Source organism: Avibacterium sp. 20-126, from assembly GCF_044358625.1.
In the GTDB taxonomy this organism is placed as follows: Bacteria; Pseudomonadota; Gammaproteobacteria; order Enterobacterales; family Pasteurellaceae; genus Avibacterium.
Window position 1 is genome coordinate 372,495 of record NZ_CP091457.1, and the last position, 23,995, is coordinate 396,489.

At 40.0% G+C, this 23,995-nt stretch carries 25 protein-coding genes; 23 read left to right on the forward strand and 2 right to left on the reverse strand.

Annotated features, from left to right (window positions below):
- Positions 1 to 897 precede the first annotated feature (897 nt).
- The 18 genes from bioA (at position 898) to hflC (ending at position 17,521) form a co-directional block, all read left to right on the forward strand.
- Positions 898 to 2,187: an adenosylmethionine--8-amino-7-oxononanoate transaminase gene (gene bioA, locus L4F91_RS01800; protein WP_395896953.1), complete on the forward strand. Its 1,290-nt coding sequence runs from the start codon at positions 898 to 900 to the stop codon at positions 2,185 to 2,187.
- Entirely contained in the window at positions 2,180 to 3,349 is a 1,170-nt protein-coding gene (bioF, locus tag L4F91_RS01805; RefSeq protein ID WP_395896954.1) for an 8-amino-7-oxononanoate synthase, read from the forward strand. The genes bioA and bioF overlap by 8 nt, the downstream gene beginning before the upstream one ends.
- A 5-nt stretch (positions 3,350 to 3,354) precedes the next feature.
- Positions 3,355 to 4,059 (forward strand): DUF452 family protein, encoded by a 705-nt coding sequence (locus L4F91_RS01810; protein WP_395896955.1) that lies wholly within the window; start codon positions 3,355 to 3,357, stop codon positions 4,057 to 4,059.
- Complete coding sequence (bioC, locus tag L4F91_RS01815; protein WP_395896957.1) at positions 4,059 to 4,820, forward strand: malonyl-ACP O-methyltransferase BioC; 762 nt, start codon at positions 4,059 to 4,061, stop codon at positions 4,818 to 4,820. The genes L4F91_RS01810 and bioC overlap by 1 nt, the downstream gene beginning before the upstream one ends.
- A 10-nt stretch (positions 4,821 to 4,830) precedes the next feature.
- Positions 4,831 to 5,478, forward strand: coding sequence for a dethiobiotin synthase (gene bioD / locus L4F91_RS01820; protein WP_265778660.1), 648 nt, complete (start codon positions 4,831 to 4,833; stop codon positions 5,476 to 5,478).
- 83 nt (positions 5,479 to 5,561) lie between these two features.
- A complete protein-coding gene (gene yceD, locus L4F91_RS01825) occupies positions 5,562 to 6,086 on the forward strand; it encodes a 23S rRNA accumulation protein YceD (protein ID WP_250364115.1) in 525 nt (174 codons plus the stop codon).
- 17 nt (positions 6,087 to 6,103) lie between these two features.
- Positions 6,104 to 6,274: a 50S ribosomal protein L32 gene (gene rpmF, locus L4F91_RS01830; protein WP_005544470.1), complete on the forward strand. Its 171-nt coding sequence runs from the start codon at positions 6,104 to 6,106 to the stop codon at positions 6,272 to 6,274.
- A 23-nt stretch (positions 6,275 to 6,297) separates the two neighbouring features.
- The gene (gene plsX / locus L4F91_RS01835; RefSeq protein WP_265778661.1) at positions 6,298 to 7,329 is read left to right on the forward strand and encodes a phosphate acyltransferase PlsX; all 1,032 of its coding nucleotides are present in this window, start codon (positions 6,298 to 6,300) and stop codon (positions 7,327 to 7,329) included.
- Positions 7,330 to 7,470: 141 nt separating this feature from the next.
- On the forward strand, positions 7,471 to 8,421 hold the full coding sequence (locus L4F91_RS01840; RefSeq protein ID WP_395896971.1) for a beta-ketoacyl-ACP synthase III: 951 nt from the start codon (positions 7,471 to 7,473) through the stop codon (positions 8,419 to 8,421).
- Positions 8,422 to 8,468: 47 nt separating this feature from the next.
- On the forward strand, positions 8,469 to 9,413 hold the full coding sequence (fabD, locus tag L4F91_RS01845; RefSeq protein ID WP_250364118.1) for an ACP S-malonyltransferase: 945 nt from the start codon (positions 8,469 to 8,471) through the stop codon (positions 9,411 to 9,413).
- A 17-nt stretch (positions 9,414 to 9,430) separates the two neighbouring features.
- Positions 9,431 to 10,159, forward strand: coding sequence for a 3-oxoacyl-ACP reductase FabG (fabG, locus tag L4F91_RS01850; protein WP_250364119.1), 729 nt, complete (start codon positions 9,431 to 9,433; stop codon positions 10,157 to 10,159).
- Between the two features lie 295 nt (positions 10,160 to 10,454).
- Complete coding sequence (gene acpP, locus L4F91_RS01855; RefSeq protein WP_005544465.1) at positions 10,455 to 10,685, forward strand: acyl carrier protein; 231 nt, start codon at positions 10,455 to 10,457, stop codon at positions 10,683 to 10,685.
- 165 nt (positions 10,686 to 10,850) lie between these two features.
- Positions 10,851 to 12,185, forward strand: a complete 1,335-nt coding sequence (locus L4F91_RS01860) for an anaerobic C4-dicarboxylate transporter (RefSeq protein WP_250364120.1) — start codon at positions 10,851 to 10,853, stop codon at positions 12,183 to 12,185.
- A gap of 146 nt (positions 12,186 to 12,331) precedes the next feature.
- Positions 12,332 to 14,215: a molecular chaperone HtpG gene (gene htpG / locus L4F91_RS01865; protein WP_395896976.1), complete on the forward strand. Its 1,884-nt coding sequence runs from the start codon at positions 12,332 to 12,334 to the stop codon at positions 14,213 to 14,215.
- Between the two features lie 70 nt (positions 14,216 to 14,285).
- Complete coding sequence (locus L4F91_RS01870) at positions 14,286 to 14,549, forward strand: DUF5339 family protein (protein WP_250350899.1); 264 nt, start codon at positions 14,286 to 14,288, stop codon at positions 14,547 to 14,549.
- A 30-nt stretch (positions 14,550 to 14,579) separates the two neighbouring features.
- Positions 14,580 to 15,317, forward strand: a complete 738-nt coding sequence (locus L4F91_RS01875; protein WP_395896979.1) for a 4'-phosphopantetheinyl transferase family protein — start codon at positions 14,580 to 14,582, stop codon at positions 15,315 to 15,317.
- Between the two features lie 84 nt (positions 15,318 to 15,401).
- On the forward strand, positions 15,402 to 16,634 hold the full coding sequence (hflK, locus tag L4F91_RS01880) for an FtsH protease activity modulator HflK (RefSeq protein WP_395896981.1): 1,233 nt from the start codon (positions 15,402 to 15,404) through the stop codon (positions 16,632 to 16,634).
- Positions 16,634 to 17,521 carry a protease modulator HflC gene (hflC, locus tag L4F91_RS01885; protein ID WP_250350896.1) on the forward strand — a complete coding sequence of 296 codons (888 nt, stop codon included), beginning with the start codon at positions 16,634 to 16,636 and terminating at the stop codon, positions 17,519 to 17,521. The genes hflK and hflC overlap by 1 nt, the downstream gene beginning before the upstream one ends.
- A 62-nt stretch (positions 17,522 to 17,583) precedes the next feature.
- Here the strand turns inward: hflC and yjgA are convergent, their stop codons facing one another.
- Complete coding sequence (gene yjgA, locus L4F91_RS01890) at positions 17,584 to 18,117, reverse strand: ribosome biogenesis factor YjgA (protein WP_250350895.1); 534 nt, start codon at positions 18,115 to 18,117, stop codon at positions 17,584 to 17,586.
- A gap of 119 nt (positions 18,118 to 18,236) precedes the next feature.
- Here yjgA and pmbA point away from each other — a divergent pair, with 119 nt between their 5' ends.
- Both pmbA and hpt read left to right on the forward strand, forming a co-directional pair.
- Positions 18,237 to 19,586 (forward strand): metalloprotease PmbA, encoded by a 1,350-nt coding sequence (gene pmbA / locus L4F91_RS01895; RefSeq protein WP_395896984.1) that lies wholly within the window; start codon positions 18,237 to 18,239, stop codon positions 19,584 to 19,586.
- Positions 19,587 to 19,829: 243 nt separating this feature from the next.
- Positions 19,830 to 20,372 (forward strand): hypoxanthine phosphoribosyltransferase, encoded by a 543-nt coding sequence (gene hpt, locus L4F91_RS01900; protein WP_250350893.1) that lies wholly within the window; start codon positions 19,830 to 19,832, stop codon positions 20,370 to 20,372.
- Between the two features lie 63 nt (positions 20,373 to 20,435).
- Here the strand turns inward: hpt and L4F91_RS01905 are convergent, their stop codons facing one another.
- Entirely contained in the window at positions 20,436 to 20,741 is a 306-nt protein-coding gene (locus L4F91_RS01905; protein ID WP_250351602.1) for a DUF5339 domain-containing protein, read from the reverse strand.
- A gap of 427 nt (positions 20,742 to 21,168) precedes the next feature.
- Here L4F91_RS01905 and L4F91_RS01910 point away from each other — a divergent pair, with 427 nt between their 5' ends.
- From L4F91_RS01910 to L4F91_RS01920, 3 genes are read left to right on the forward strand one after another with little or no spacing between them, the layout of a single operon-like run.
- Entirely contained in the window at positions 21,169 to 22,734 is a 1,566-nt protein-coding gene (locus L4F91_RS01910) for a cytochrome ubiquinol oxidase subunit I (protein WP_250350892.1), read from the forward strand.
- A 14-nt stretch (positions 22,735 to 22,748) separates the two neighbouring features.
- Positions 22,749 to 23,885 carry a cytochrome d ubiquinol oxidase subunit II gene (cydB, locus tag L4F91_RS01915; RefSeq protein WP_250350891.1) on the forward strand — a complete coding sequence of 379 codons (1,137 nt, stop codon included), beginning with the start codon at positions 22,749 to 22,751 and terminating at the stop codon, positions 23,883 to 23,885.
- 11 nt (positions 23,886 to 23,896) lie between these two features.
- Complete coding sequence (locus L4F91_RS01920) at positions 23,897 to 23,995, forward strand: cytochrome bd oxidase small subunit, CydX/CbdX family (protein WP_103853713.1); 99 nt, start codon at positions 23,897 to 23,899, stop codon at positions 23,993 to 23,995.

Genomic DNA, 23,995 nt, shown 5'->3' on the forward strand with positions numbered 1-23,995 from the left:
CTACTTGTGCAATGATATGCAGAATTTGCCTTGATTTCTCGTGGGAATAGGGGTAGTGTTCATTTTCGATTATATGGCTGTAGGGGCAGATCTGTGTGTCTGCCCGAAACATTAATGATTACGGACGGACACACAGATCTGTCCCTACAGAAAAATGATATGAAATACGGGCGAATACATCGTTCCCCTAAAATAGGTTGGAATAATAGATTAAAAATAGTAATGTTCGTCCTCTATTATAATTGGTGTAGGGGAGACTTATGTGTCAGCCCGAAACATTAATGATTATACGGACGGACACATAGGTTCGTTCCTAGTGAAAAATGATATGAGATGCGGGCGAATACATCATTCCCCTAGCATAGGTTGGAATAATAGATTAAAAAATAGTAATGTTCGTCCTCTATTATAATTGGTGTAGGGGCAGATCTATGTGTCTGCCCGAAAAATTAATGATTATATGGACGGACACATAGGTTCGTTCCTAGTGAAAAATGATATGAGATGCGGGCGAATACATCATTCCCCTAGCATAGGTTGGAATAATAGATTAAAAAATAGTAATGTTCGTCCTCTATTATAATTGGTGTAGGGGCAGATCTATGTGTCTGCCCGAAAAATTAATGATTATATGGACGGACACACAGGTCCGTCCCTACAGAAAAATGATACGAGATGCGGGCGAATACATCGTTTTCTAGAATAGGTTGGAATAATAGATTAAAAATAGTAATGTTCCTCCTCTATTATAATTGGTGTAGGGGCAGACCTATGTGTCTGCCCGAAACATTAATGATTATACGGACGGACACATAGGTTCGTCCCTACTGAAAGATGATATGAGATACGGGCGAGTACATCGTTCCCCCTAAAATTTGCTGGAATAATAGGATAAAAATGCAAGAACAATCCCTTCTTAATATTGATAAAAATCATATCTGGCATCCTTATTCATCAATAAATAGCGATGCGCCTATTTTTGCGGTGGAACGTGCTGACGGGGTGGAGATCACATTAAAAAATGGCAATACCTTGATTGATGGAATGTCCTCTTGGTGGGCAGCATTACACGGTTATAATCACCCCAAATTGAATCAAGCGGCGAAAGCCCAGTTAGACAAAATGAGCCATATTATGTTTGGCGGATTGACTCACGATCCTGCGGGAGAATTAGCACAACGCTTGGTGAAATTATTGCCTGAAGGACTGGATAAAATTTTTTTTGCAGATAGTGGCTCTGTCGCGGTTGAAGTCGCGATGAAAATGGCGGTGCAATATCAGCAAGCAAAAGGTGAAACTGGACGATATAAATTTGCCACGATACGTTCGGGCTATCACGGCGATACTTGGCACGCAATGTCAGTGTGTGATCCTGTTACGGGAATGCACAGCCTGTTTGCTAAAGGCTTGCCCGTGCAATATTTTTTACCGCAACCTAAAACCCCCTTTGATGGACAATGGCAAGAAGCGGATATTCAACCGCTTAAAGCGTTACTTGCAGAAAAGAGCGGTGAAATTGCCGCCTTAATTTTAGAGCCGATTGTACAAGGCGCTGGCGGAATGTATTTTTATTCGCCCACCTATTTAGAAAAAGCACGGGCGTTGTGTGATGAATATGGCGTATTGCTGATTTTCGATGAAATCGCCACAGGATTTGGACGCACAGGCAAGCTGTTTGCCACCGACTATACTGCCATTAAAGCGGATATTATGTGCTTAGGCAAAGCCTTAACGGGCGGTTATTTAACACTTTCTGCAACGGTAACCACCGCGCATATTGCCCAAACCATTTGTCATGGCGAAGCAAAATGCTTTATGCACGGGCCAACGTTTATGGGGAATCCACTTGCTTGCGCCATTGCCAGTGCATCCATTGATTTATTATTAGAAAGTGATTGGCAAGGCAAGGTCAAAGCCATTGAACAACAATTAAAAACAGAGCTTGCGGTAGCGAAAGATTTTCAATCGGTGAAAGACGTTCGTGTATTAGGGGCCATTGGGGTGTTAGAAATGAAATCCCCTGTGGATTTAGCCGTATTACAGCCAAAATTTGTTGAAAAAGGCATTTGGTTACGTCCTTTTGGGCATTTGGTGTATATTATGCCACCTTTTATTATTTCGCCAACGCAACTTAGCCAGCTCACGCAAGGCTTATTGTCTGTACTTAAAGAGGTTTACAATGAATAATCATCTCGCTGATTTTGCACAAACCTTGGCTGAACTCAAGGCGGTTGGGCAGTTTCGTCAGCTTCCTCAGTTAGATCATCAAGGCAAAATGATCGAAAAAGATGGGCGCTTAATGCTCAATATGTCTTCTAATGATTATTTAGGTCTTGCCAATGATGAGGCATTAAAAACCGAATTTTTACAAAAATACGGCGAAAAATTACCGCACTTTACTTCTTCATCTTCCCGTTTATTAACGGGATCTTTTGCGGTTTATCAACAATTAGAAAGTCTAATGGCGCAATGTTTTGGGCGAGAGGCGTGCTTATTGTTTAATAGTGGCTATCACGCTAACATCGGTATTTTGCCCGCAGTGGCGAATAAAAAAACGTTAATTTTAGCCGATAAACTGGTTCACGCCAGTATTATTGATGGCATTCGTTTGAGTGAAGCGGATTTTGTACGCTATCGACATAATGATTTTACCCATTTAGAAACCCTATTAAGTAAGCATCAGAACCAATATCAACGAATGATCATTGTTACCGAAAGTGTATTTAGTATGGACGGTGATGTGGTGGATTTGCCTCAGCTCGTGGCTCTCAAGCAACGCTTTGGCAATGTCTTATTATATGTGGACGAAGCCCACGCTATTGGTGCTTACGGCAAAACAGGGCTAGGTATCGCTGAACAGCAAGGCTGTATTCAAGAGATTGATTTTTTAGTTGGCACTTTTGGTAAGGCTTTAGCTTCAATGGGCGCTTATGTGGTATGCGATGAATTGATTAAAGCATATTTAATAAATAAAATGCGACCATTGATTTTTTCTACTGCTCTGCCTCCGCTGTGTGTGGCGTGGACGACATTTTTATTTGAAAAACTTCCGCACTTTACCCAACGACGCCAGCATTTACACCAGTTAAGTGAAAAAGTGCGGTCATTTTTTAAGCAGAATTTAGCCCTGTCTCTTGTTAGTGAAAGCTGCATCATTCCTTATATTATTGGCGATAATGAAAAAACAGTGGTAACGGCACTTGCGTTACAAGAGCAAGGCTATTATTGTTTGCCAATCCGACCACCTACAGTGCCTAAAGGCACATCGCGTATTCGCTTATCTTTAACCGCAGATATGACAGAACAAGACGTGGACGCTTTTCTCACAACCTTAGTAAAATTTGAGTAACAACAATGCAAACAGAATTGATCAAAGGCGCAGAACATAGCCCGAATTTAATCCTCTATTTTGCTGGTTGGGGAACGCCAGCCAGCGCCGTTTCTCACTTGGTGTTACCAGAAAAAACGGATTTATTACTGTGCTATGACTATCAAGATCTGAATTTTCATTTTGATCTTTCTCATTATGCACAGATCCGCATCGTAGCTTGGTCAATGGGCGTGTGGGTGGCAAATCAAGTGCTAGGACAAATGCCTCTTGTGAGTGCCACCGCAATAAACGGCACAGGCAAACCTTGTGATGATACAATGGGCATTCCGCAAGCCGTATTTATCGGTACACTGGAACAGCTAGATGAACGCCATTTAGTGAAATTTCAACGCAGAATGTGCGGTGATAACGCCACATTTGAGCAATATTGTCAATTAGAAGGACAACGTGATTGGCAACAAGTGCGGTCAGAATTAGGCGAACTTTATCAATATATTCAACAGGATGAGGGGGACACTATTGATTGGACACGCGCCATTATTGGTGAGAGAGATCGCATTTTTCCTAGTCCGAATCAGCGTGTTTATTGGCAAACTTATATGAGTGAAAAGACAGGTAATATCCCACAACCGAGTGCGGTGCAAAATTCCACAGAATTTGTCTTGCAAACAATGCCATTGCCTCACTATCCCTTTGCACAATTTCATACTTGGGCTGAGTTATTTTAATGAACGTGGTGGATAAATCTCGTGTTGCACAATGCTTTAGCCAAGCCTTACCCAGCTATGACAGTCAAGCTAAAGCACAACAGCAAATTAATCAACAACTGTTGCAACTTTTATTGCAAACGGGGCGCACTACGTTTTCACAGGTGTTAGAAATTGGTTGTGGAACAGGGCATTTTAGCCAACTTTTGGCACAACATTTACAAGTAAAATCTTGGGCGTTTAATGATTTATGTGATGTAAAAAATCAACTTGATACATTATTCCCACAAGATAATTTTGTTTTTTATCAAGGAGATGGAGAAATTTATCCCTTTCCTACCGATTATGATCTGATCGCTTCAGCATCAGCAGTACAGTGGTTTGCCGATCCGCAAGCGTTCGTCAATAAATGTGCCGATTTATTACGTGAAAAAGGCATTTTACTTATTAGCACTTTTGCACCGAAAAATTTAGCAGAAATTCGTGCTTTGACGGGAATTGGTTTGGACTATCCTGATCTATCGCAGTGGCAACAATGGTTGAGTGCTAGATTTGAAATCAAAGCGCTGTTTGAGCGAGCGATTCCGCTTTATTTTGCTAGTCCGTTGGCGGTCTTGCAACATCTCAAAGTGACTGGTGTAACAGCGACAGGACAAGGGGGCTGGACAAAAGGGCGCTTACAACAATTTATTGCAGATTACAACGCGCAATATCAAAATACGCAAGGGCAAGTGCGGTTGAATTATCAGCCACTTTTTATTTTGGCAGAAAAATTAACGTAAGAGGAATAAAATGGCAGGGCAAGTATTATTCATCTCTGGGATTGATACGGATGTGGGCAAAACCATTGCTACAGGTTGGTATGCGAAAAAGCTCGCTGACCAAGGGGCTTCTGTGATTACGCAGAAAATGATCCAAACGGGCTGTGAAGACGTTTCAGAAGACATCATACAGCATCGTAAATTACAAGGCATAGGCTTATTGCCAGAAGATAAGCAAGGGCTGACTTGTCCTTATTTATTTTCTTACCCTTGTTCGCCGCATTTAGCAGCACAGCTAGAAAATCGAAAAATTTCTACCGCACTTATCCGTCAAGCCACAGATGAACTAGCAAGCCGTTATGATTATGTTTTACTGGAAGGTGCTGGGGGCTTGTGTGTGCCTTATGATGATCAACATACCACATTGGATTATATTGCCCAGCAACAATATCCCCTTATCCTTGTTACTTCAGGGAAATTAGGTAGCATTAATCACACCTTACTCAGCTTGTTAGCCTGTAAACAGTATCATATTGAAGTAAAAGGATTAATTTATAATCGCTATCCATTAGGTGATGAAATGATTAACAAGGAAACGGCACAATATTTGCAAAATTATTTGCAAAAACATTTTCCGCAAGCGGAATTTCTCTCTTTAGAAAAATTAACGTCAATCTGATAAAAAGGAAATTTGGCTTTTTCACATAAAAAATTATAATTTCCTTTGACTATTTGCACATCAAAAGGTAATATTCACGCCCTATGCAAAAGGTAAAATTACCCCTTACAACTGATCCAGTAAGAGATGCGCAACGTAGGTTGGATTATGATGGTTATTATGCGATCAAGCAACTTTGCCGTCTGGCTGAATCAGTAGATAAAGTGCTCAGCGATGCACAGGTAACATTATCATTTTTCATTGATCCACAAAAATTAGTTGTTATGAAGGGCAACGCACGCGTTGAGGTGGCACTTACTTGTCAGCGCTGTGGAGAACCTTTTAATCAGCTTTTAGAAACTGAATTTGCATATAGCCCTGTTTCTCATTTGGATCAAGCTGATGCGTTACCAGACATTTATGAACCAATAGAACTTAACGAATTTGGTGAAATAGATTTATTGGCAACGATTGAAGATGAACTTATGTTATGTCTGCCGATTGTGCCGATGCATTCATCTGAACACTGTGAAGTGTCCGTGGCTGAACAGGTTTTTGGAACATTGCCTGAAGAGTTGGCAAAAAAACCGAACCCGTTCGCTGTATTAGCTAGTTTAAAGCAAAAGTAAATTTAGGAGTATAGCCAATGGCTGTTCAACAAAATAAAAAATCTCGTTCACGTCGTGATATGCGTCGTTCACATGATGCCTTAACTACTGCTGCAGTATCAGTAGATAAAGCAAGTGGCGAAACTCATTTACGTCATCACGTTACCGCTGACGGTTATTACCGTGGCCGTAAAGTGATCAACAAGTAATTCCTTTTCTATAAGGTATTGACTTGAGCCGTCTAACCCTTGCGTTAGATGTGATGGGCGGGGACATTGGTCCCCGTGTTACTATCCCCGCATCAATAAAAGCGTTGGAGCAAGATCCAATGCTTTCTGTTTTATTATTTGGCGATAGCCAACAAATTCTTCCTTTATTAGAAAACCTCTCTTCATCTTTGCAAGAACGAATTAAAGTTTGCCACTGCACTAAGGTTATTGATAATAGCCAAGATTTATCTTATGCCTTGCGTCATAGTAAAGGGACGTCAATGCGTTTAGCCATTGAGGCCGTGCAGAAAGGTGAGGCACAGGCTTGTGTCAGTGCAGGGAATACTGGGGCATTAATGGGCTTAGCAAAAATTTTATTGCAACCGCTTAAAGGAATCGAGCGCCCAGCACTCGTTTCACTTATTCCTACGATTAATGGCGATCGCAGTGTGATGTTAGATTTAGGGGCAAATATTGATTGTTCTGCACAGAATCTTTATCAGTTTGCCTTAATGGGTGCAATTTTTGCGGAAAGTTGTCTTGGATTGGTTTATCCCCGTATTGCGTTATTGAATATTGGTATTGAAGAAATTAAAGGGCATAAGTCTATTCGTGAGGCCGCCACCCTGTTGAAGCAAAATCCGGCGTTAAATTATATCGGATTTATTGAAGGGGATTTATTACTTAATGGTAAAGCAGATGTTATCGTAAATGATGGTTTTGCGGGTAATATTGCGCTCAAAACCTTAGAGGGTGCAGCGAAGAATGTGATTTCTTTATTCAAAGGGCATTCAACATTGAATAAAACAAATCATATTTGTAAATTTATTGGGCGTTGGTTCGTCAAAACTTTTTTATTAAAAGGAAGTTTTCAGCGATTAAGACAAATTAATCCTGATCAATATAACGGTGCAACCTTAATCGGTTTAACTGCCGTGGTTGTAAAAAGCCACGGTAGTGCAAATATTGATGGTTTTGCTTATGCAATCCTTGATGCCGCACAGCAAGCAAGGTATAACCTTCCAGAAAAAATTTTGGCAGGGTTAGAAAAGTAATCTCGGAGATGATTATTCTGTCAAGCTGATAGGATAAACGGTGTTTTAGTAAAAATGTGCAAAAAACAGACCGCACTTTTAATACACTTTTTTTTTCAGCGGGCTTTCCTCGTTAGTGAACATTAATTATTTGAAATTATTATGTATAGTAGAATTTTAGCCACTGGTAGCTATGCACCAGAGCAAGTGAGAACAAATGCGGATTTAGAAAAAATGGTGGATACCTCGGACGAATGGATTACGACTCGTTCAGGTATTAAAGAACGTCGCATAGCTGGTGAGAATGAAACTGTTGCAACAATGGGCGCAGCAGCAGCAAAAAATGCTTTGGCAATGGCAAATCTTGATCCACAAGAAATTGATCTGATTGTGGTGGGGACAACGACAAATTCTCATTCTTATCCAAGTGCCGCCTGTCAAATACAAGGCTTATTAGGAATTAAAGATGCGATTGCATTTGATGTCGCAGCAGCTTGTACAGGCTTTATTTATGCGCTTTCTGTTGCTGATCAATTTGTGCGTAACGGACAGGTAAAAAAAGCCTTGGTGCTTGGTGCAGATCTAAATTCTCGCCATCTTGATGAAACAGATCGTAGTACTGTGGTGCTATTCGGTGATGGGGCAGGGGCTGTGATTTTGGAAGCAAGCGAAAAAGCGGGAATTATTTCTACCCATCTACACGCTTCACCAGATACAGAAGATATGCTCGTCTTACCGCAGGCGCAACGTGGTAATGAGCAGTCTGGTTATATTTCAATGCAAGGCAATGCGACCTTTAAACTAGCAGTAAGTCAATTATCTAACGTGGTGGAAGAAACCCTTTCTTTCAATAACTTAGGTAAAAAAGATCTGGATTGGTTAGTGCCACATCAAGCAAACTTACGCATTATTAGTGCCACTGCGAAAAAACTAGAAATGGATATGGCACAAGTGGTTATTACACTTGATCGCTATGGTAATACCAGTGCCGCAACCGTTCCTACCGCGCTAGATGAAGCAATACGCGATGGTCGTATTCAGCGCGGTCAATTACTTTTATTAGAAGCCTTTGGTGGTGGTTGGACTTGGGGATCAGCCTTAGTTCGTTTTTAACTTTATCTGCTAGAATAGCAACTCAATTTCAAAAATAGGATATAAGAATGAAAAAATTTGCAATGGTTTTCCCCGGACAAGGATCACAAACAGTGGGAATGTTAGCGGAATTAGCTGAGCAATTTCCTGTTGTAGAACAAACCTTTAAGCAAGCTTCAGAGGTACTTGGCTATGATTTATGGCAATTAGTCCAGCAAGGACCCGCTGAAGAATTAAATAAAACGTGGCAAACTCAACCCGCTCTTTTAGCGGCATCTGTTGCAATTTATCGAGTATGGCAACAGCAATATCCACAGTTAGTGCCTGCTGTTATGGCGGGGCATAGCTTAGGTGAATATTCAGCCTTAGTCTGTGCTGGCGTAATTGATTTTCAAGATGCTATCCAATTAGTTGAGTTACGTGGAAAATTAATGCAGCAAGCCGTGCCAGAGGGAACTGGGGCAATGTATGCCATTATTGGATTAGATAATGAATCGATCATTAAAGCCTGTAAAGAGGCAGAGCAGGGTGAAGTGGTTTCAGCGGTGAACTTTAATTCACCGGGACAAGTGGTAATTGCCGGTGCAAAAGCTGCAGTAGAACGAGCCGCAGCGGCTTGTAAAGAAGCGGGCGCAAAACGTGCTTTACCACTTGCAGTAAGCGTACCATCCCATTGTGCATTAATGAAACCAGCAGCTGATCAATTAGCGGTCTCTTTAGAAAGCATTGCTATCAAAGCCCCTGAAATTGCGGTGATTAACAATGTTGATGTAAAAGCAGAAGAAAAAAGTCACGAAATTCGCACCGCACTTGTTCGCCAGCTATATAGCCCTGTACGTTGGACTGAAAGCGTAGAAGCAATGGCGCAGAATGGTATTGAAGTATTACTTGAAATCGGACCGAATAAAGTATTAACAGGACTAACGAGTCGTATTGTGAAAGAATTAACGGCTGTTGCGGTAAATGATCTTGCCTCATTAGAAAAGGCGCACACTTTATTAACTGAAGCCTAAAAATTAGGAGAAACATTATGCAAGGTAAAATTGCGTTAGTAACAGGAGCAACCCGTGGCATTGGTCGTGCAATTGCCGAAGAGTTAAGTGCTAAAGGGGCTTTTGTGATTGGTACAGCGACCTCTGAAAAAGGAGCGGAAAGTATTTCAGCTTACTTAGGTGAGAAAGGTAAAGGTTTAGTTTTAAATGTTGCAGATCAGCAATCTATTGAAGATGTATTAGCGAAAATTAAAGCAGACTTTGGTGATATTGATATTCTGGTTAATAACGCAGGGATCACCCGTGATAACCTATTAATGAGAATGAAAGAAGAAGAATGGTTTGATATTTTACAAACTAACCTTACTTCTGTATTCCATCTTTCTAAGGCGATGCTACGCTCAATGATGAAAAAACGTTTTGGGCGTATTATTACTATCGGTTCTGTGGTTGGTTCAATGGGTAACCCTGGACAATCAAATTATTGCGCTGCAAAAGCGGGGCTTATCGGCTTTAGTAAAGCATTAGCAAAAGAAGTGGCTTCCCGTGGTATTACGGTTAATGTTGTTGCGCCCGGCTTTATTGCAACAGATATGACCGATGCGTTAACCGAAGAACAAAAAGCAGCGACTTTAGCTAACGTACCGGCTGGGCGTTTAGGCGAGCCAAAAGATATTGCCAAAGCAGTGGCTTTCTTAGCCTCTGATGATGCTGGCTATATTACAGGAACCACATTACACGTTAATGGCGGTATGTATATGGCTTAAGATAGAAACATTTCGTGGAGGTATTCCATTAAATTTGTTTGATCTATCTTGAATTTAACGCAATTTATCGAATGAAAACATAGCCAAAAACTAGCCTTAATGCTAGAATCATTGGTAGCGATGTAAATTATTTACGTTGGCTGTTGCGTTAGCAGAGTAAGCTAACGTATTTTAACAAGTGTATTTTCATTAAGAATTTGTGGTTTGACCTTGTAAAAAGAGGTTGCAACTTAGCAAAAAATAAATACACTATAAAACCATTATTTTATGGCTAACTATAAATAGGAAAAAGCAAATGAGCATTGAAGAACGCGTAAAAAAAATCATTGTTGAACAATTAGGTGTTAAAGAAGAAGATGTAAAACCAGAAGCTTCATTCGTTGAAGATTTAGGTGCGGATTCTTTAGATACTGTTGAATTAGTAATGGCTTTAGAAGAAGAATTTGATATTGAAATTCCTGATGAAGAAGCAGAAAAAATTACGACAGTTCAATCTGCAATTGATTACGTTCAAAACAATCAATAATTATAGTTAAGGCGGTTTTTAGACCGCCTTAATTTTTTCTCTTTTCTGTAAAATTTGATTTAGATAGCCTTTTCATTAAATAATTTCTCTTCCCATATTGTAGAAAATAGTAAATAAAGTATTATTGTGAGTAGAATTTTTTATAACTCATTTTAGGGATACACTATGCTTTATTTAGAATTTTTATTTCTACTTTTAATGCTTTATATCGGTAGCCGTTATGGCGGGATTGGTCTTGGTGTTGTTTCAGGAATAGGTCTTGCCATTGAGGTTTTTGTATTACGAATGCCCGTAGGGAAAGCGCCTATCAGTGTAATGCTAATTATCTTAGCAGTTGTTACTTGTGCTTCCGTATTAGAAGCCGCGGGTGGGTTAAAATTTATGTTACAAGTGGCAGAGCGGATTTTGCGTAATAACCCTAAGCGCGTTACGCTACTTGGGCCAATCGTCACTTATTTGATGACCTTTATGCTTGGTACAGGCCATTCTGTGTATTCTATTATGCCAATTATTGGTGATGTTGCGCTAAAAAATAAAATTCGTCCAGAAAGACCAATGGCTGCAGCCTCTGTTGCCTCTCAGTTAGCGATTACATCAAGCCCACTTTCTGCGGCAGTGGTATATTATCTAGGTAAAATTACGGAATTACCGGGATTTGAGCATATTAGTTTATTGGATATTATTTGTGTTACTGTTCCTGCTACGTTTGCCGGTACGATTGCACTTGCGTTATATAGTATGCGTCGTGGTAAAGAATTAGAACAAGATCCAGAATATCAACGCCGTTTACAAGATCCTATTTGGCGTGAACGTATTTTAAATACAACAAGCACCACATTGAATGAAGAATTACCACCCGCAGCGAAACAGTCTGTTTATCTTTTCATTCTTTCACTTATTGTGATTGTTTGTATCGCAATGTTCCCAGAAGTACGTACTATTGGCGAGGGGACAAAAGCCATTTCAATGTCTATCATTATTCAAATGATGATGCTATGTTTCGGTGGGATTATTCTCTTAGTGACAAAAACTAACCCGCAAATTGTGCCTAATGGTGTGGTATTTAAATCAGGAATGGTTGCGGCAATTGCGATTTTTGGGATTGCGTGGATGAGTGATACATATTTCCAGTATGCTATGCCACAATTTAAAGCGGGCATTACTGAAATGGTAAAAGCCTACCCCTGGACATTTGCTTTCGCCTTGTTTGCTGTTTCTGTTGTGATTAACAGTCAAGCCGCTACGGCAGTAATGATGTTGCCTGTTGGTATTGGTTTAGGCTTACCAGCACCGCTACTGGTTGGTTTAATGCCAGCAACTTACGGTTATTTCTTCATTCCAAATTATCCGTCAGATATTGCAACCGTGAACTTTGACGTAACAGGAACAACCAAAATTGGTAAATACTATTTCAATCACAGCTTTATGATGCCGGGCTTAATTGGCGTGGTTGTCGCTTGTATGGTTGGTTATGTCATCGCAGAAATTGTGATTAGATAATTGATTTCATAATAAAAAAGTGCGGTGGTTTTTCACCGCATTTTTATTGTGTAGAAATGCTTAAACTTTCATCGAATAAAACCTCGCCCATTGAAATTCCTTCATTTATTCTTATATAAGATCCCATTAAAAAGAGAGGATACAATATGAACAAAAATCAAGAAACCCGTGGATTTCAGTCTGAAGTTAAACAATTGCTTCAATTAATGATCCACTCACTTTATTCCAATAAAGAAATCTTTTTACGTGAGCTAATTTCAAATGCTTCTGATGCAGCGGACAAGTTGCGCTTTAAAGCCCTTTCTGCCCCTGAACTGTATGAGGGCGAGGGTGATTTAAAAGTACGTATCAGCTTTAATGAGGAAAAAGGCACGATCACCATTAGCGATAACGGCATTGGGATGACACGCGAGCAAGTTATCGACCATTTAGGCACAATTGCCAAATCAGGTACGAAAGAATTTTTGAGCGCCCTTGGTGCAGATCAAGCTAAAGATAGTCAGCTTATTGGACAGTTTGGTGTGGGCTTCTATTCGGCCTTTATTGTGGCGGATAAAGTTACGGTGAAAACCCGTGCCGCGGGCGTGCCTGCCGATCAAGGCGTGTTGTGGGAATCCACTGGTGAAGGTGAATATACCGTTGAAAATATTGAGAAAAAAGATCGTGGCACCGAGATTACTTTACACTTACGCGAGGAAGATAAAGGGTTTGCCAATGCGTGGCGTTTGCGTGAAATCATCAGCAAATATTCCGATCATATCGGCTTGCCAGTAGAAATTTTAACGCAAGAATATGACGATGAAGGCAAAGAAACGGGCGTAAAATGGGAAAAAATTAACAAAGCGCAAGCACTTTGGACGCGTGCAAAAGGCGATATTTCTGATGAGGAATATAAGGAATTTTATAAGCATTTAAGCCACGACTTTGCTGATCCGCTTTTATGGACGCACAATAAAGTGGAAGGCAATCAAGAATATACGAGCCTGCTTTACGTGCCATCTAAAGCGCCTTGGGATCTGTTCAACCGTGATCATAAACAAGGCTTGAAGCTCTATGTGCAACGTGTATTTATTATGGACGATGCGGAACAATTTATGCCGAACTATCTGCGTTTTATGCGTGGTTTAATTGACAGCAATGATTTACCGCTTAACGTATCTCGCGAAATTTTGCAAGATAACAAAGTTACCGCCGCCTTACGTAAAGCGCTCACCAAGCGTTCATTACAAATGCTAGAAAAATTAGCAAAAGACAACCCAGAGCAATATTTACAATTCTGGAAAGAATTTGGTTTGGTCTTAAAAGAAGGGGTTGCAGAAGATTTTGCTAATCGTGAGCAAATTGCACGCTTATATCGCTTTGCTTCAACACATAATGATAGCAACGAGCAAACCGTTTCTTTAGATGATTATGTTTCACGAATGAAAGAAGGGCAAACAGCCATTTACTACATCACCGCAGATAGCTATATTGCTGCGAAAAATAGCCCGCACTTAGAGCTATTTAATAAGAAAGGCATTGAAGTCTTATTGCTTTCTGATCGTATTGATGAATGGATGCTTAGCTATCTCACTGAATTTGATGGCAAACCATTGCAACCAATCACAAAATCCGATCTCGATTTAGGTGATTTGGCTGACCAAGAACAGGAAGAGCAAAAAGCCCAAGATCAAGCCTTTGGGTCTTTTATTGAACGAGTAACCACCTTATTAGGAGATCGCGTAAAAGCGGTGCGTTTAACCCATCGTTTAACAGATACCCCTGCTGTGGTATCAACGGACAATGATCAAATGACTACCCAAATGGCAAAATTGTTTGCAATGAGTGGTCAGCCTGTACCTGAAGTGAAATATACGTTCGAGTTAAATCCAGATCATCATTTAGTGAAAAAAGTGGCTGATATGGCAGATGAAGAACAATTTGCAAACTGGATTGAGTTACTGCTTGAGCAAGCGATGTTTGCTGAACGTGGTTCATTAGAAAACCCAACAGCATTCATTAAACGTGTAAATGAGTTGTTATCTAAATAAATTCGGTTAGAATAGAAGCGTTGTCTCAAATGCGGCAACGCTTATTTTTTGACTTATAAAAAGGAATGGTATGAAAAAATTTATTGTCGTTATCAGCTTATTGCTATCTGCGTGTAGTTCAGTATTGAATATCAGTCAATCGGATAAATTAGTGAACAGTTGCCAAACCTATTTCAATATTTTAGATGAGAATGTTGCCACTTCCACGTTACCTGCGGAAACCTTGCAGGCATTGCAACAAGATTTTGCGCAATATCGCAAAGCATTTACTCAACTTTCTGCCGAGAAACAAGCGCAATTCTGCCGTGCGCGTTTAGCACGTTTTCAGCATTAATTTTCTTTCCCTGCGTAACAAGGAGCATCAATGAGCATTTTTATTGCGTGGGGAAATATTCATCAGTCTTATCCTTTCGAGCAAATTCCAACAGCATTACTCACGCCAAAATTGCGTCAAACACCGCCTGAACAACCGCGTTTGCTGCAACGTTATCGTTGCCGTTGGGTGGCGCATTTTTTATTATGGGAGTTATTAAAAACAGCAAAAATTTCCACCGCACTTTTATCTCAGATTGCTTACAGCCAAAGCCTGCGTCCTTATTTTCCTGACCCCACGATTGATTTTAATATTAGCCATTCGGGAGATTGGGTGGCGGTGATGCTAAGCGTGAATGAAAAAGCAAGCCAAAAGCAAAGTGCGGTAGGAATTGATATTGAATTTCCGCAAAAAGCCCGAGATTATGCTGCCTTGCTTGGCTATTTTGCCTCAGAACAAGAACAGCAATGGTTTGCCAAACAGCCTGATAAAAAAAACGCCTTTTATCGCATTTGGTGTTTGCGCGAAGCACTGCTGAAATCTCAAGGGGTTGGCATTGTAAAATTGTCTGAAGTGGATCACCAAGCAGATGATTTGCAATTATTTTCTGCGCATTGCCCACAAGGGGAAGCCATATTCACGCAAGAATTGCCCTTTTATTTGTCCGCTTTTGCTAATGAAACGCTTGCCGCCGCGCATTATTTTTATTGGAATGACAAAGGGTTGAAACAAATCGAATTAAAGCAAAAAATTGGCTATAAAGTAAACCCCACTTTAACGGATTTTTGAAAGGAAAGGGAATGAGAAAAGGGGGGCAATCCGCCCTAGACTTCACGATATATTTTGTTTAGACTGATAACAATTTTTTGACAAATGGAGAAAAAAATGTCCTTAAATGGTTCAGATCAAGATCCTTGGGGAAAACCGGGGAATAACCCAAATCAATCGGATAACAAAGCCAATCCGAATGACCAATGGGATAAGCGCAATAAGCAAGAGCAATCCCCACCTGACCTTGAAGAAGTCTTTAGTAATTTATTGAAAAAACTTGGCGGTGGTCAAAATGGTGGTAACCATCACGGCGGTAAAGGTGCCTCTTTTGGCTTAGGTAAATTATTACCTATTGCCGCAGTAATTGGGGTGATTGTTTGGGGCGTGAGTGGGTTTTATACCGTGAAAGAAGCGGAACGAGGTGTTGTGCTACGCTTTGGCGAATTGGAAAAAATCGTCCAACCGGGTTTGAACTGGAGACCGACTTTCGTGGATAAAGTCATTCCTGTCAATGTAGAACAAGTGAAAGAATTGAAAACTCAAGGTGCAATGCTTACCCGCGATGAAAATATGGTGAAAGTAGAAATGACCGTACAATATCGTGTGAGTGATCCAGCGAAATATTTATTCAGCGTGACCAATGCTGACGATAGCTTAAACCAAGCTACCGACAGTGCCTTGCGTTATGTGATCGGACATATGTCAATGGATGATATTTTAACCACAGGGCGTTCAATTGTACGTGAAGACACTTGGAAAGCCTTGAATGGAATTATTCAGCCTTATGATATGGGACTAGAAGTGCTTGATGTAAACTTCCAATCAGCCCGTCCGCCAGAAGAAGTCAAAGCGGCGTTTGATGATGCGATTAAAGCACAAGAAGATGAACAGCGCTACATTCGTGAAGCTGAAGCTTATGCCCGTGAGCAAGAGCCTATCGCACGTGGTAATGCGCAACGTATTATCGAAGAAGCTACTGCCTATAAAGATCAAGTGGTGTTAAATGCGCAAGGGGAAGTAGAACGTTTCCAACGTCTCTTACCTGAATTTAAAGCAGCACCGCAATTATTGCGTGATCGATTATATATTCAAACAATGGAAAAAGTGATGGCAAACACACCGAAAGTCTTGCTAGATAGTAACAGCAATAATTTAAGTGTGTTACCGTTGGATAAAATTTTATCGCAAAAAAATAGCGAAAAAAGCACCGCACCTAATTCATCAAATTCACAAAGTGCGGTGAAAAATCAGGAAATTTATTCCGATACTCGCCGTTTTTCCAACAGTGAGAACGATCAACAATCATCTGAAAACCGCCAAGGGAGATTTAACTAATGCGTAAGATTTTAACCCCTGTTTTACTGGTATTGCTCGCGGTGATTTATTCTAGCCTTGTGATTGTTGATGAAGGCACGCGTGGTATTATGTTGCGTTTCGGCAAGGTTCATCGTGATTCAGACAATAAAGTGGTTGTCTATGAACCGGGTTTACATTTCAAAATCCCCTTTATTGATTCAATGAAAGTGTTAGATGCCCGCATTCGCACCCTTGATGGTGCGCCAGATCGCTTTGTTACCGTTGAGAAAAAAGATCTTTTAGTGGATTCTTATGTGAAATGGCGAATCAGTGATTTCGGCCGTTTCTTCACAGCAACAGGTGGCGGGGATTATACACAAGCCTCTAATTTACTACGCCGTAAAGTGAATGACCGTTTACGTTCTGAAGTGGGTTCACGCACCATTAAAGACATTGTATCAGGCACACGCGGCGAATTAATGGTTGGCGCACGCAAAGCCTTGAATACAGGGCAAGATAGCACCTCAGAATTAGGTATCGAAGTAGTAGATGTGCGGGTAAAACAAATCAATCTACCTGATGAAGTGTCTTCCTCAATTTACCAACGTATGCGTGCGGAGCGTGATGCAGTGGCTCGTGAGCATCGTTCACAAGGTAAAGAAAAAGCTGCCTTTATTCAGGCTGATGTAGATCGTAAAGTTACCGTTATTTTAGCCACAGCCAATAAAACAGCACAAGAATTACGAGGCAATGGCGATGCGACAGCCGCTAAATTATATGCTGATGCTTTCGCACAAGAACCTGAATTTTACAGCTTTGTGCGTAGTATGAAAGCCTACGAAAAAAGTTTTGCAGAATCAAACAATATGCTGATTCTCAAACCAGACAGCGACTTCTTCCGCTTTATGCAAGCGCCGAAGAAATAGGTAAGTAACATCCGAAACTAAAATGGCACATTAACGTGCCATTTTTATTGAGATATTCGAAATTATTCCTCAATCGCTAATTCTTTTAAGTATTGAAAGAGTTCACGATAGGCTTTTGGTGGTTTGTTTTGTGCTTTTTCTTTTTGGGCTGTACGGATTAAGTTACGCAAATGCTGGCGATCTGCATTAGGATAATCATTCAGTAAGTCGCCTAATACCTCATCCCCTTTGATGATAAGTTCATCACGCAATAATTCTAATTTGTGCAGTAAGGCTTGTTGATGGTTGTGCTTATTTTCTATTTTATCCAACGCTTCTTGAATAGCCGTGGTATCAATCTGGCGTAGCAGTTTGCCAATATATTGTAATTGGCGACGCTTGGCTTCTTTTTGTAAACGTTGGGCAAGTTCAATCGCATCAAGAATATTTTCTTCCAGTGGTATTTTTTCCAAGTTTGTTTTAGTCAGATTAACTAATTTTTCACCAAGCTGTTTTAACGCTTCTGCGTCGCGTTTTATTTCACTTTTACTTACCCAAATAATCTCTTCTTGTTCGTCATCTTCCCAATCAAATTGTTCTTTCTTACGTTTTGCCATAAGGGTTTCCTAAATCGAAATGCATTAAATAGCCGTTAGTGTAGCATAATTTTGTCTAAATTAGCGAGATAAGGGAAAATGGGATAAAATACGGCAAATTTTGATAAGAGGTTAAAAAAATGCAACAAAATTCCACCGCACTTTTAAAACAGCAAGAGCAAGAATTACGCGAGGCTGTAAGTTATGCCATTGATATTGCAACAAAAGCTGGGGCTAGTGCTGAAGTTGCTGTGACCAAAGTGAATGGGCTTTCTGTTTCCACGCGTTTGCAAGAAATTGAAAATGTGGAATTTAATAATGATGGCGCATTGGGCATTTCGGTTTATTTAGGACAACAAAAAGGCAATGCTTCCACTTCGGATTTAAGCCCTGTGGCAATAAAAAATGCCGTGGAGGCAGCACTTGCCATTGCGAAATATACCTCACCTGATGATTGTGCCGGTTTGGCTGATCGCGATTTAATGGCGTTTGAGGCACCAGATTTATCTCTTTATCATCCTGCTGAAATTGATGTGGATCAGGCGGCTGCGTTAGCGTTACAGGTGGAAAAAACGGCGTTAGATTATGATGAACGCATTGTAAATAGTGAAGGCGCTGCTTTTAATTCTCATACAGGTGTGCGAGTTTATGGTAATAGTTATGGAATGTTACAAAGCTATTTGTCTAGCCGTTATTCCCTTTCTTGTTCAATGATCGCCGCTAACAATGATCAGCTTGAGCGTGATTACGAATATACGGTTTCGCGTTACCCCGATAAATTAGAAAATCCCGCTTGGGTGGGTGAAAATGCGGCGAAAAAAGCCTTATCGCGCCTCAATCCGCAAAAAATTGCGACTCAAGAAGTGCCAGTGATCTTTCTAAATGATGTCGCCACAGGGCTGATTAGCCATTTAACGGCGGCGATTAGTGGTGGCAGTTTATATCGCAAAGCGAGCTTTTTGTTAGATGCTTTAGGAAAACCTATTTTGCCAGATTGGTTTCACATTAGTGAGCGCCCACATTTAATCGGTAAATTGGCCTCCTCTCCTTTTGATAGTGAGGGGGTGCGAACCCGAGATAGGGAAATCATTGAGCAAGGTATTTTGCAAACTTATTTATTAACCAGTTACAGTGGACGAAAACTTGGTATGCAAAGTACAGGACACGCTGGCGGTATTCATAATTGGCAAGTAACTCCGAATTTGCAAGGTGGTTTACCTGCACTCTTGAAAGAAATGGGAACAGGTTTACTTGTTACGGATTTAATGGGGCAAGGGGTAAATTTAGTCACGGGTGATTACTCTCGTGGCGCATCAGGTTTTTGGGTTGAAAAGGGGGAAATTCAGTATCCTGTGGCAGAAATTACTATTGCTGGCTTGCTCCCTGAAATGTTTAAGCAAATTATCGCAGTGGCAGATGATGTGGAACACCGCTCTAATATTCAAACAGGGTCGATTTTGTTAGAAAGAATGAAAGTATCAGGAAATTAATTTACAAATGAGAATTATTCCTATTGACATTGTTTTTTAGTTTGTTAAAATGCCTCTGTTTGTTAAGTATTGTTATTAAAAATGATCATTCATTTTTAAGATGCTCCAAACAAGTAGAGTAGAAAGTAAATTCGTTAGGGTATTTAAAAGGCTGAGACTTATATCTCGGCCTTTTTTTTGCTACAATTTAGCCGTTTTTAACTCGATCATTTGTGCCATTGGGGGCTTAAAGGTAAATTAATAATGAAAAAACACTATGTAGATGTGATGATTTCGGAACAAGATGTGCGTACTAGAATTGGTGAATTGGGGCGCGAGATTACTCAATATTACCATCAGCAACAAGTGGAAAAGTTGATTGTGGTTGGTTTGCTACGTGGCTCATTTATGTTTATGGCTGATTTGGTACGTGAAATTGATTTACCTGTGGAAGTAGAATTTATGACCACGACAAGCTATGGTAGTGGAATGACAACCAATCACGATGTGAAAATTAGCAAGGATCTTGATGGCGATATTCGTAACGAACAGGTTCTCGTTGTAGAAGATATTATTGATACCGGTTACACCCTGCAAAAAGTGCGTGAAATGCTAAAACTGCGTGATCCTGCGTCATTACGTATCTGTACGCTATTGGATAAACCTTCACGCCGTGAAGTGGAAGTGCCAGTAGATTGGGTGGGGTTCACTATTCCTGATGAGTTTGTTGTGGGCTATGGCATTGATTATGCACAACGTTATCGGAATTTGGGCTATATTGGCAAAGTGGTTTTGCAGGAAGAATAAACGGCTATCTGAGATAACATAAAAGGCTTGTTTTGTAACAAGCCTTTTTAATTATTAATGTTATTAAAGTGTATTTTGTTGTTTAGAGGCAAGTCTCGCTAGTGCCGCATCACAACTTTTCATTTGGGTTGCAAGTTCCATTTCAAGGATCTGCTTTTTACTTTGATTTAGTTTACTCTTAATTTTATTCAACTGAGTGTGTGTACCCGGTTGTTTTTCCGCTTCAGCAATGAGGTTTTCTGTTTCTTTGAAGAGTTTAGCGCATTGCTGAGGGAGGATATTTTTTTCTGTTTGTTGTGGCGCTGCTGAAATTGAAACGCTCATCAATGCGGTTACAGCCAGTGTTGCTACCAACATCATTCCCTTCATTATTTTCATTAAAACTCCCTTATTTTCAAATCTGTAAACATATAATAAAAAATGAGCTTTGCGAAAGTTAGCAAAATCTGGGAGTAAAGTCTAGTTATTCATCGTTTTTTATTCTATTTTGCGAGGCAACGCACAATTCTTGTTGTAAAAATGTTAAGAGAAACTATAATTTGAACCCTGTCAAAAAAACGCATACTTTCTATGGGTTTATTTTTGATGTAAATCTAAAAAATGTGATCGGTGTTACATTATTTGCTATTTTTTATCCACACTTTTAGTAGTAGAATACATACCGATCTTGAGTTATCTGGATAGTTAATGTTGAAGATAATTCAATTAATTGAGCTTAAGGGCAATCCTTTAAGAAATTGGGGTGGTTACAAAGTAATCATTAATGAAGAACTTGTAGCATTTACAAGGAGTTGAGATGTTAGACGTTGTTGAACTCTCTAGATTGCAGTTTGCTTTAACTGCGTTATATCACTTTTTGTTTGTGCCATTAACGTTAGGTTTATCTTTTGTTCTGGTAATAATGGAAACCTTATACGTGGCAACAGGCAAAGAAGTTTACAAAGATATGACAAAATTCTGGGGTAAGTTATTTGGTATTAACTTTGCTCTTGGGGTAACAACTGGTATTACAATGGAATTCCAGTTTGGGACTAACTGGTCATATTATTCCCACTATGTAGGCGACATTTTTGGTGCGCCATTGGCAATTGAAGCACTCTTAGCCTTCTTCTTAGAATCCACGTTTGTCGGATTATTTTTCTTTGGTTGGGATCGTTTATCAAAAGGTAAGCATTTACTTGCAACTTACTGTGTTGCCTTTGGGTCTAACCTCTCTGCAATGTGGATCTTAGTAGCAAATGGTTGGATGCAATCTCCTATTGGTTCAGAATTTAATTTTGAAACAATGCGAATGGAAATGACCAGCTTTATGGAACTTTGGTTGAACCCTGTTGCACAAAGTAAATTCTTACATACTTTATCAGCTGGCTATGTATCTGGTGCATTCTTTGTGTTAGCTATTAGTGCCTATTACATCTTAAAAGGTCGTGATATTGGCTTTGCGAAGCGTTCTTTCTCTGTCGCATCGGTATTCGGTATGATTGCCGTTGTGTCGGTGTTAATTATGGGTGATGAATCTGGTTATGAAATTGGTCAAAAACAACCAATGAAATTAGCTGCGATGGAAGGGGAATGGCATACTGAACCGGCTCCAGCAAGTTGGAATGCAATTGTTATTCCAAACCAAGCTGAAAAACGCAATGATTTTGCCTTACAAATTCCTTATGCTGCTGGAATTATCGTAACCCGCTCTTTTGATAAAACCTTTGCAGGGATCAATGACATCGTTGAGAAAAATGAACAACGTGTACGCCAAGGTATGATTGCTTATGATTTACTTGAGAAATTAAGAGCAGAGAAAAAGGCGACAGGCCAAGTTAATGAAGAAACCAAAGCACAATTCAATGCTGTACGTAATGATTTAGGCTATGGCTTATTGTTAAAACGTTATACAGATAAAGTGGTTGATGCGACAGAAGAACAAATCAAACAAGCTGTTGCAGATACAGTGCCAAAAGTTGGGCCAACGTTCTGGTCATTCCGTGTAATGATGGCATCAGGTGGTTTAATTCTCCTTCTAATGCTTGCTGCTGTCGTACAAAACGTACGTAAAACCGTTGGCCGTAGCCCATTATTGTTAAAAGCCATATTATGGGGACTTCCATTACCGTGGTTTGCAATTGAAAGTGGGTGGTTTTTAGCGGAATACGGTCGTCAGCCTTGGGCAGTTTATGATATGTTACCAGTTGGTGTAGCGGCCTCTAATTTGACTAAAGGCGATCTTTGGTTCTCAATTGGTTTAATTTGCGCACTTTACACAATCTTCTTAGTAGTAGAAATGTATTTAATGTTTAAATATGCTCGTCTTGGTCCGAGTGCATTAAAAACAGGTCGTTACTATTTTGAACAATCATCTAAATAAGCAGGAGCCTAACTATGATTGATTACGAATTTCTACGTTTTGCTTGGTGGGTTCTCGTTGGTGTATTACTGATTGGTTTCGTAGTAACCGATGGATTTGATATGGGCGTTTTAACCCTTCTTCCTTTTGCGGGTAAAAAAGAAGTGGAAAAACGTATTATGATCAACTCAATCGCTCCCCACTGGGACGGAAACCAAGTGTGGTTATTAACTGCTGGCGGCGCAATGTTTGCGGCTTGGCCAATTGTTTATGCAACCTCATTTTCTGGTTTCTTTATTGCAATGATTTTAGTATTAGCCGCATTATTCTTCCGCCCAGTTGGATTAGAATATCGTGCGAAAATTGATAATCCTGTATGGCGTAAGGCTTGGGATTGGGGCTTATTCATTGGTGGATTTGTGCCATCCGTTGTATTTGGTGTGGCTTTTGGTAACTTGTTGCAAGGCGTACCATTCTACTTCAATGATATGCAACAAATTTTCTACACTGGATCATTCTTTGAATTATTAAACCCATTTGCATTACTTTGTGGTTTAATCAGCTTGTCAATGCTTATTACCCAAGGTGGGGCGTGGTTACAATTAAAAACCACTTCTGAATTGCGTGAGCGTGCAAGAGTGATTACCCAAGTGGGTGCAATGGTAACCTTAATTACCTTTGTGTTAGCAGGGGTATGGTTGTACTTTAAAGATGGCTATGTGGTAACCAGTGTGATTGATCACAATGCCCCATCATCGCCATTGAATAAACAGGTTGCGGTTGAAGCAAGTGCTTGGTTTAAAAATTATTTTGATGCTCCAGTATTGTTCATCTTCCCTGCGCTAGCAGTAGGTGGCGCATTATTAAATGTATTGGCATCGAAAGCAAACCGTTGTGGATTTGCCTTCTTATTCTCATCATTAACTATGGCTGGTGTGATCTTAACTTGTGGTGTAGCAATGTTCCCATTTGTGATGCCATCAAGCTCTCACCCTGATATGAGCCTATTAATGTGGGATTCCACATCAAGCGAATTAACCTTAACCTTAATGTTTGGTCTTGCATTAGTGTTTGTGGTGATCTTATTGTCTTATACCATTTGGTCATATATCAAAATGTTTGGTCGTTTGGACAGTGATTTCATCGAAGACAACAAAAACTCATTATACTAAGGAGCGAAATTATGTTTTATGTTTTATGGGTAGTGGGTGTCTTGTTTGCCATAATGCTAAGTGCAGTGATCACAATTGGCATTGAAAAAACAGGTAAATTTGACGAGTAA

What these genes read in the sequence shown, in the direction of transcription:
- L4F91_RS01875 (WP_395896979.1), top strand. Translation starts at nt 14,580, where the DNA reads ATGAGCATTTTTATTGCGTGGGGAAATATTCATCAGTCTTATCCTTTC.
- yceD (WP_250364115.1), top strand. Translation starts at nt 5,562, where the DNA reads ATGCAAAAGGTAAAATTACCCCTTACAACTGATCCAGTAAGAGATGCG.
- bioD (WP_265778660.1), top strand. Translation starts at nt 4,831, where the DNA reads ATGGCAGGGCAAGTATTATTCATCTCTGGGATTGATACGGATGTGGGC.
- L4F91_RS01870 (WP_250350899.1), top strand. Translation starts at nt 14,286, where the DNA reads ATGAAAAAATTTATTGTCGTTATCAGCTTATTGCTATCTGCGTGTAGT.
- hflK (WP_395896981.1), top strand. Translation starts at nt 15,402, where the DNA reads ATGGAGAAAAAAATGTCCTTAAATGGTTCAGATCAAGATCCTTGGGGA.
- L4F91_RS01920 (WP_103853713.1), top strand. Translation starts at nt 23,897, where the DNA reads ATGTTTTATGTTTTATGGGTAGTGGGTGTCTTGTTTGCCATAATGCTA.
- hpt (WP_250350893.1), top strand. Translation starts at nt 19,830, where the DNA reads ATGAAAAAACACTATGTAGATGTGATGATTTCGGAACAAGATGTGCGT.
- bioA (WP_395896953.1), top strand. Translation starts at nt 898, where the DNA reads ATGCAAGAACAATCCCTTCTTAATATTGATAAAAATCATATCTGGCAT.
- bioC (WP_395896957.1), top strand. Translation starts at nt 4,059, where the DNA reads ATGAACGTGGTGGATAAATCTCGTGTTGCACAATGCTTTAGCCAAGCC.
- htpG (WP_395896976.1), top strand. Translation starts at nt 12,332, where the DNA reads ATGAACAAAAATCAAGAAACCCGTGGATTTCAGTCTGAAGTTAAACAA.
- rpmF (WP_005544470.1), top strand. Translation starts at nt 6,104, where the DNA reads ATGGCTGTTCAACAAAATAAAAAATCTCGTTCACGTCGTGATATGCGT.
- L4F91_RS01840 (WP_395896971.1), top strand. Translation starts at nt 7,471, where the DNA reads ATGTATAGTAGAATTTTAGCCACTGGTAGCTATGCACCAGAGCAAGTG.
- L4F91_RS01910 (WP_250350892.1), top strand. Translation starts at nt 21,169, where the DNA reads ATGTTAGACGTTGTTGAACTCTCTAGATTGCAGTTTGCTTTAACTGCG.
- pmbA (WP_395896984.1), top strand. Translation starts at nt 18,237, where the DNA reads ATGCAACAAAATTCCACCGCACTTTTAAAACAGCAAGAGCAAGAATTA.
- L4F91_RS01810 (WP_395896955.1), top strand. Translation starts at nt 3,355, where the DNA reads ATGCAAACAGAATTGATCAAAGGCGCAGAACATAGCCCGAATTTAATC.
- L4F91_RS01905 (WP_250351602.1), bottom strand. Translation starts at nt 20,741, where the DNA reads ATGAAGGGAATGATGTTGGTAGCAACACTGGCTGTAACCGCATTGATG.
- fabD (WP_250364118.1), top strand. Translation starts at nt 8,469, where the DNA reads ATGAAAAAATTTGCAATGGTTTTCCCCGGACAAGGATCACAAACAGTG.
- bioF (WP_395896954.1), top strand. Translation starts at nt 2,180, where the DNA reads ATGAATAATCATCTCGCTGATTTTGCACAAACCTTGGCTGAACTCAAG.
- acpP (WP_005544465.1), top strand. Translation starts at nt 10,455, where the DNA reads ATGAGCATTGAAGAACGCGTAAAAAAAATCATTGTTGAACAATTAGGT.
- hflC (WP_250350896.1), top strand. Translation starts at nt 16,634, where the DNA reads ATGCGTAAGATTTTAACCCCTGTTTTACTGGTATTGCTCGCGGTGATT.
- yjgA (WP_250350895.1), bottom strand. Translation starts at nt 18,117, where the DNA reads ATGGCAAAACGTAAGAAAGAACAATTTGATTGGGAAGATGACGAACAA.
- L4F91_RS01860 (WP_250364120.1), top strand. Translation starts at nt 10,851, where the DNA reads ATGCTTTATTTAGAATTTTTATTTCTACTTTTAATGCTTTATATCGGT.
- fabG (WP_250364119.1), top strand. Translation starts at nt 9,431, where the DNA reads ATGCAAGGTAAAATTGCGTTAGTAACAGGAGCAACCCGTGGCATTGGT.
- cydB (WP_250350891.1), top strand. Translation starts at nt 22,749, where the DNA reads ATGATTGATTACGAATTTCTACGTTTTGCTTGGTGGGTTCTCGTTGGT.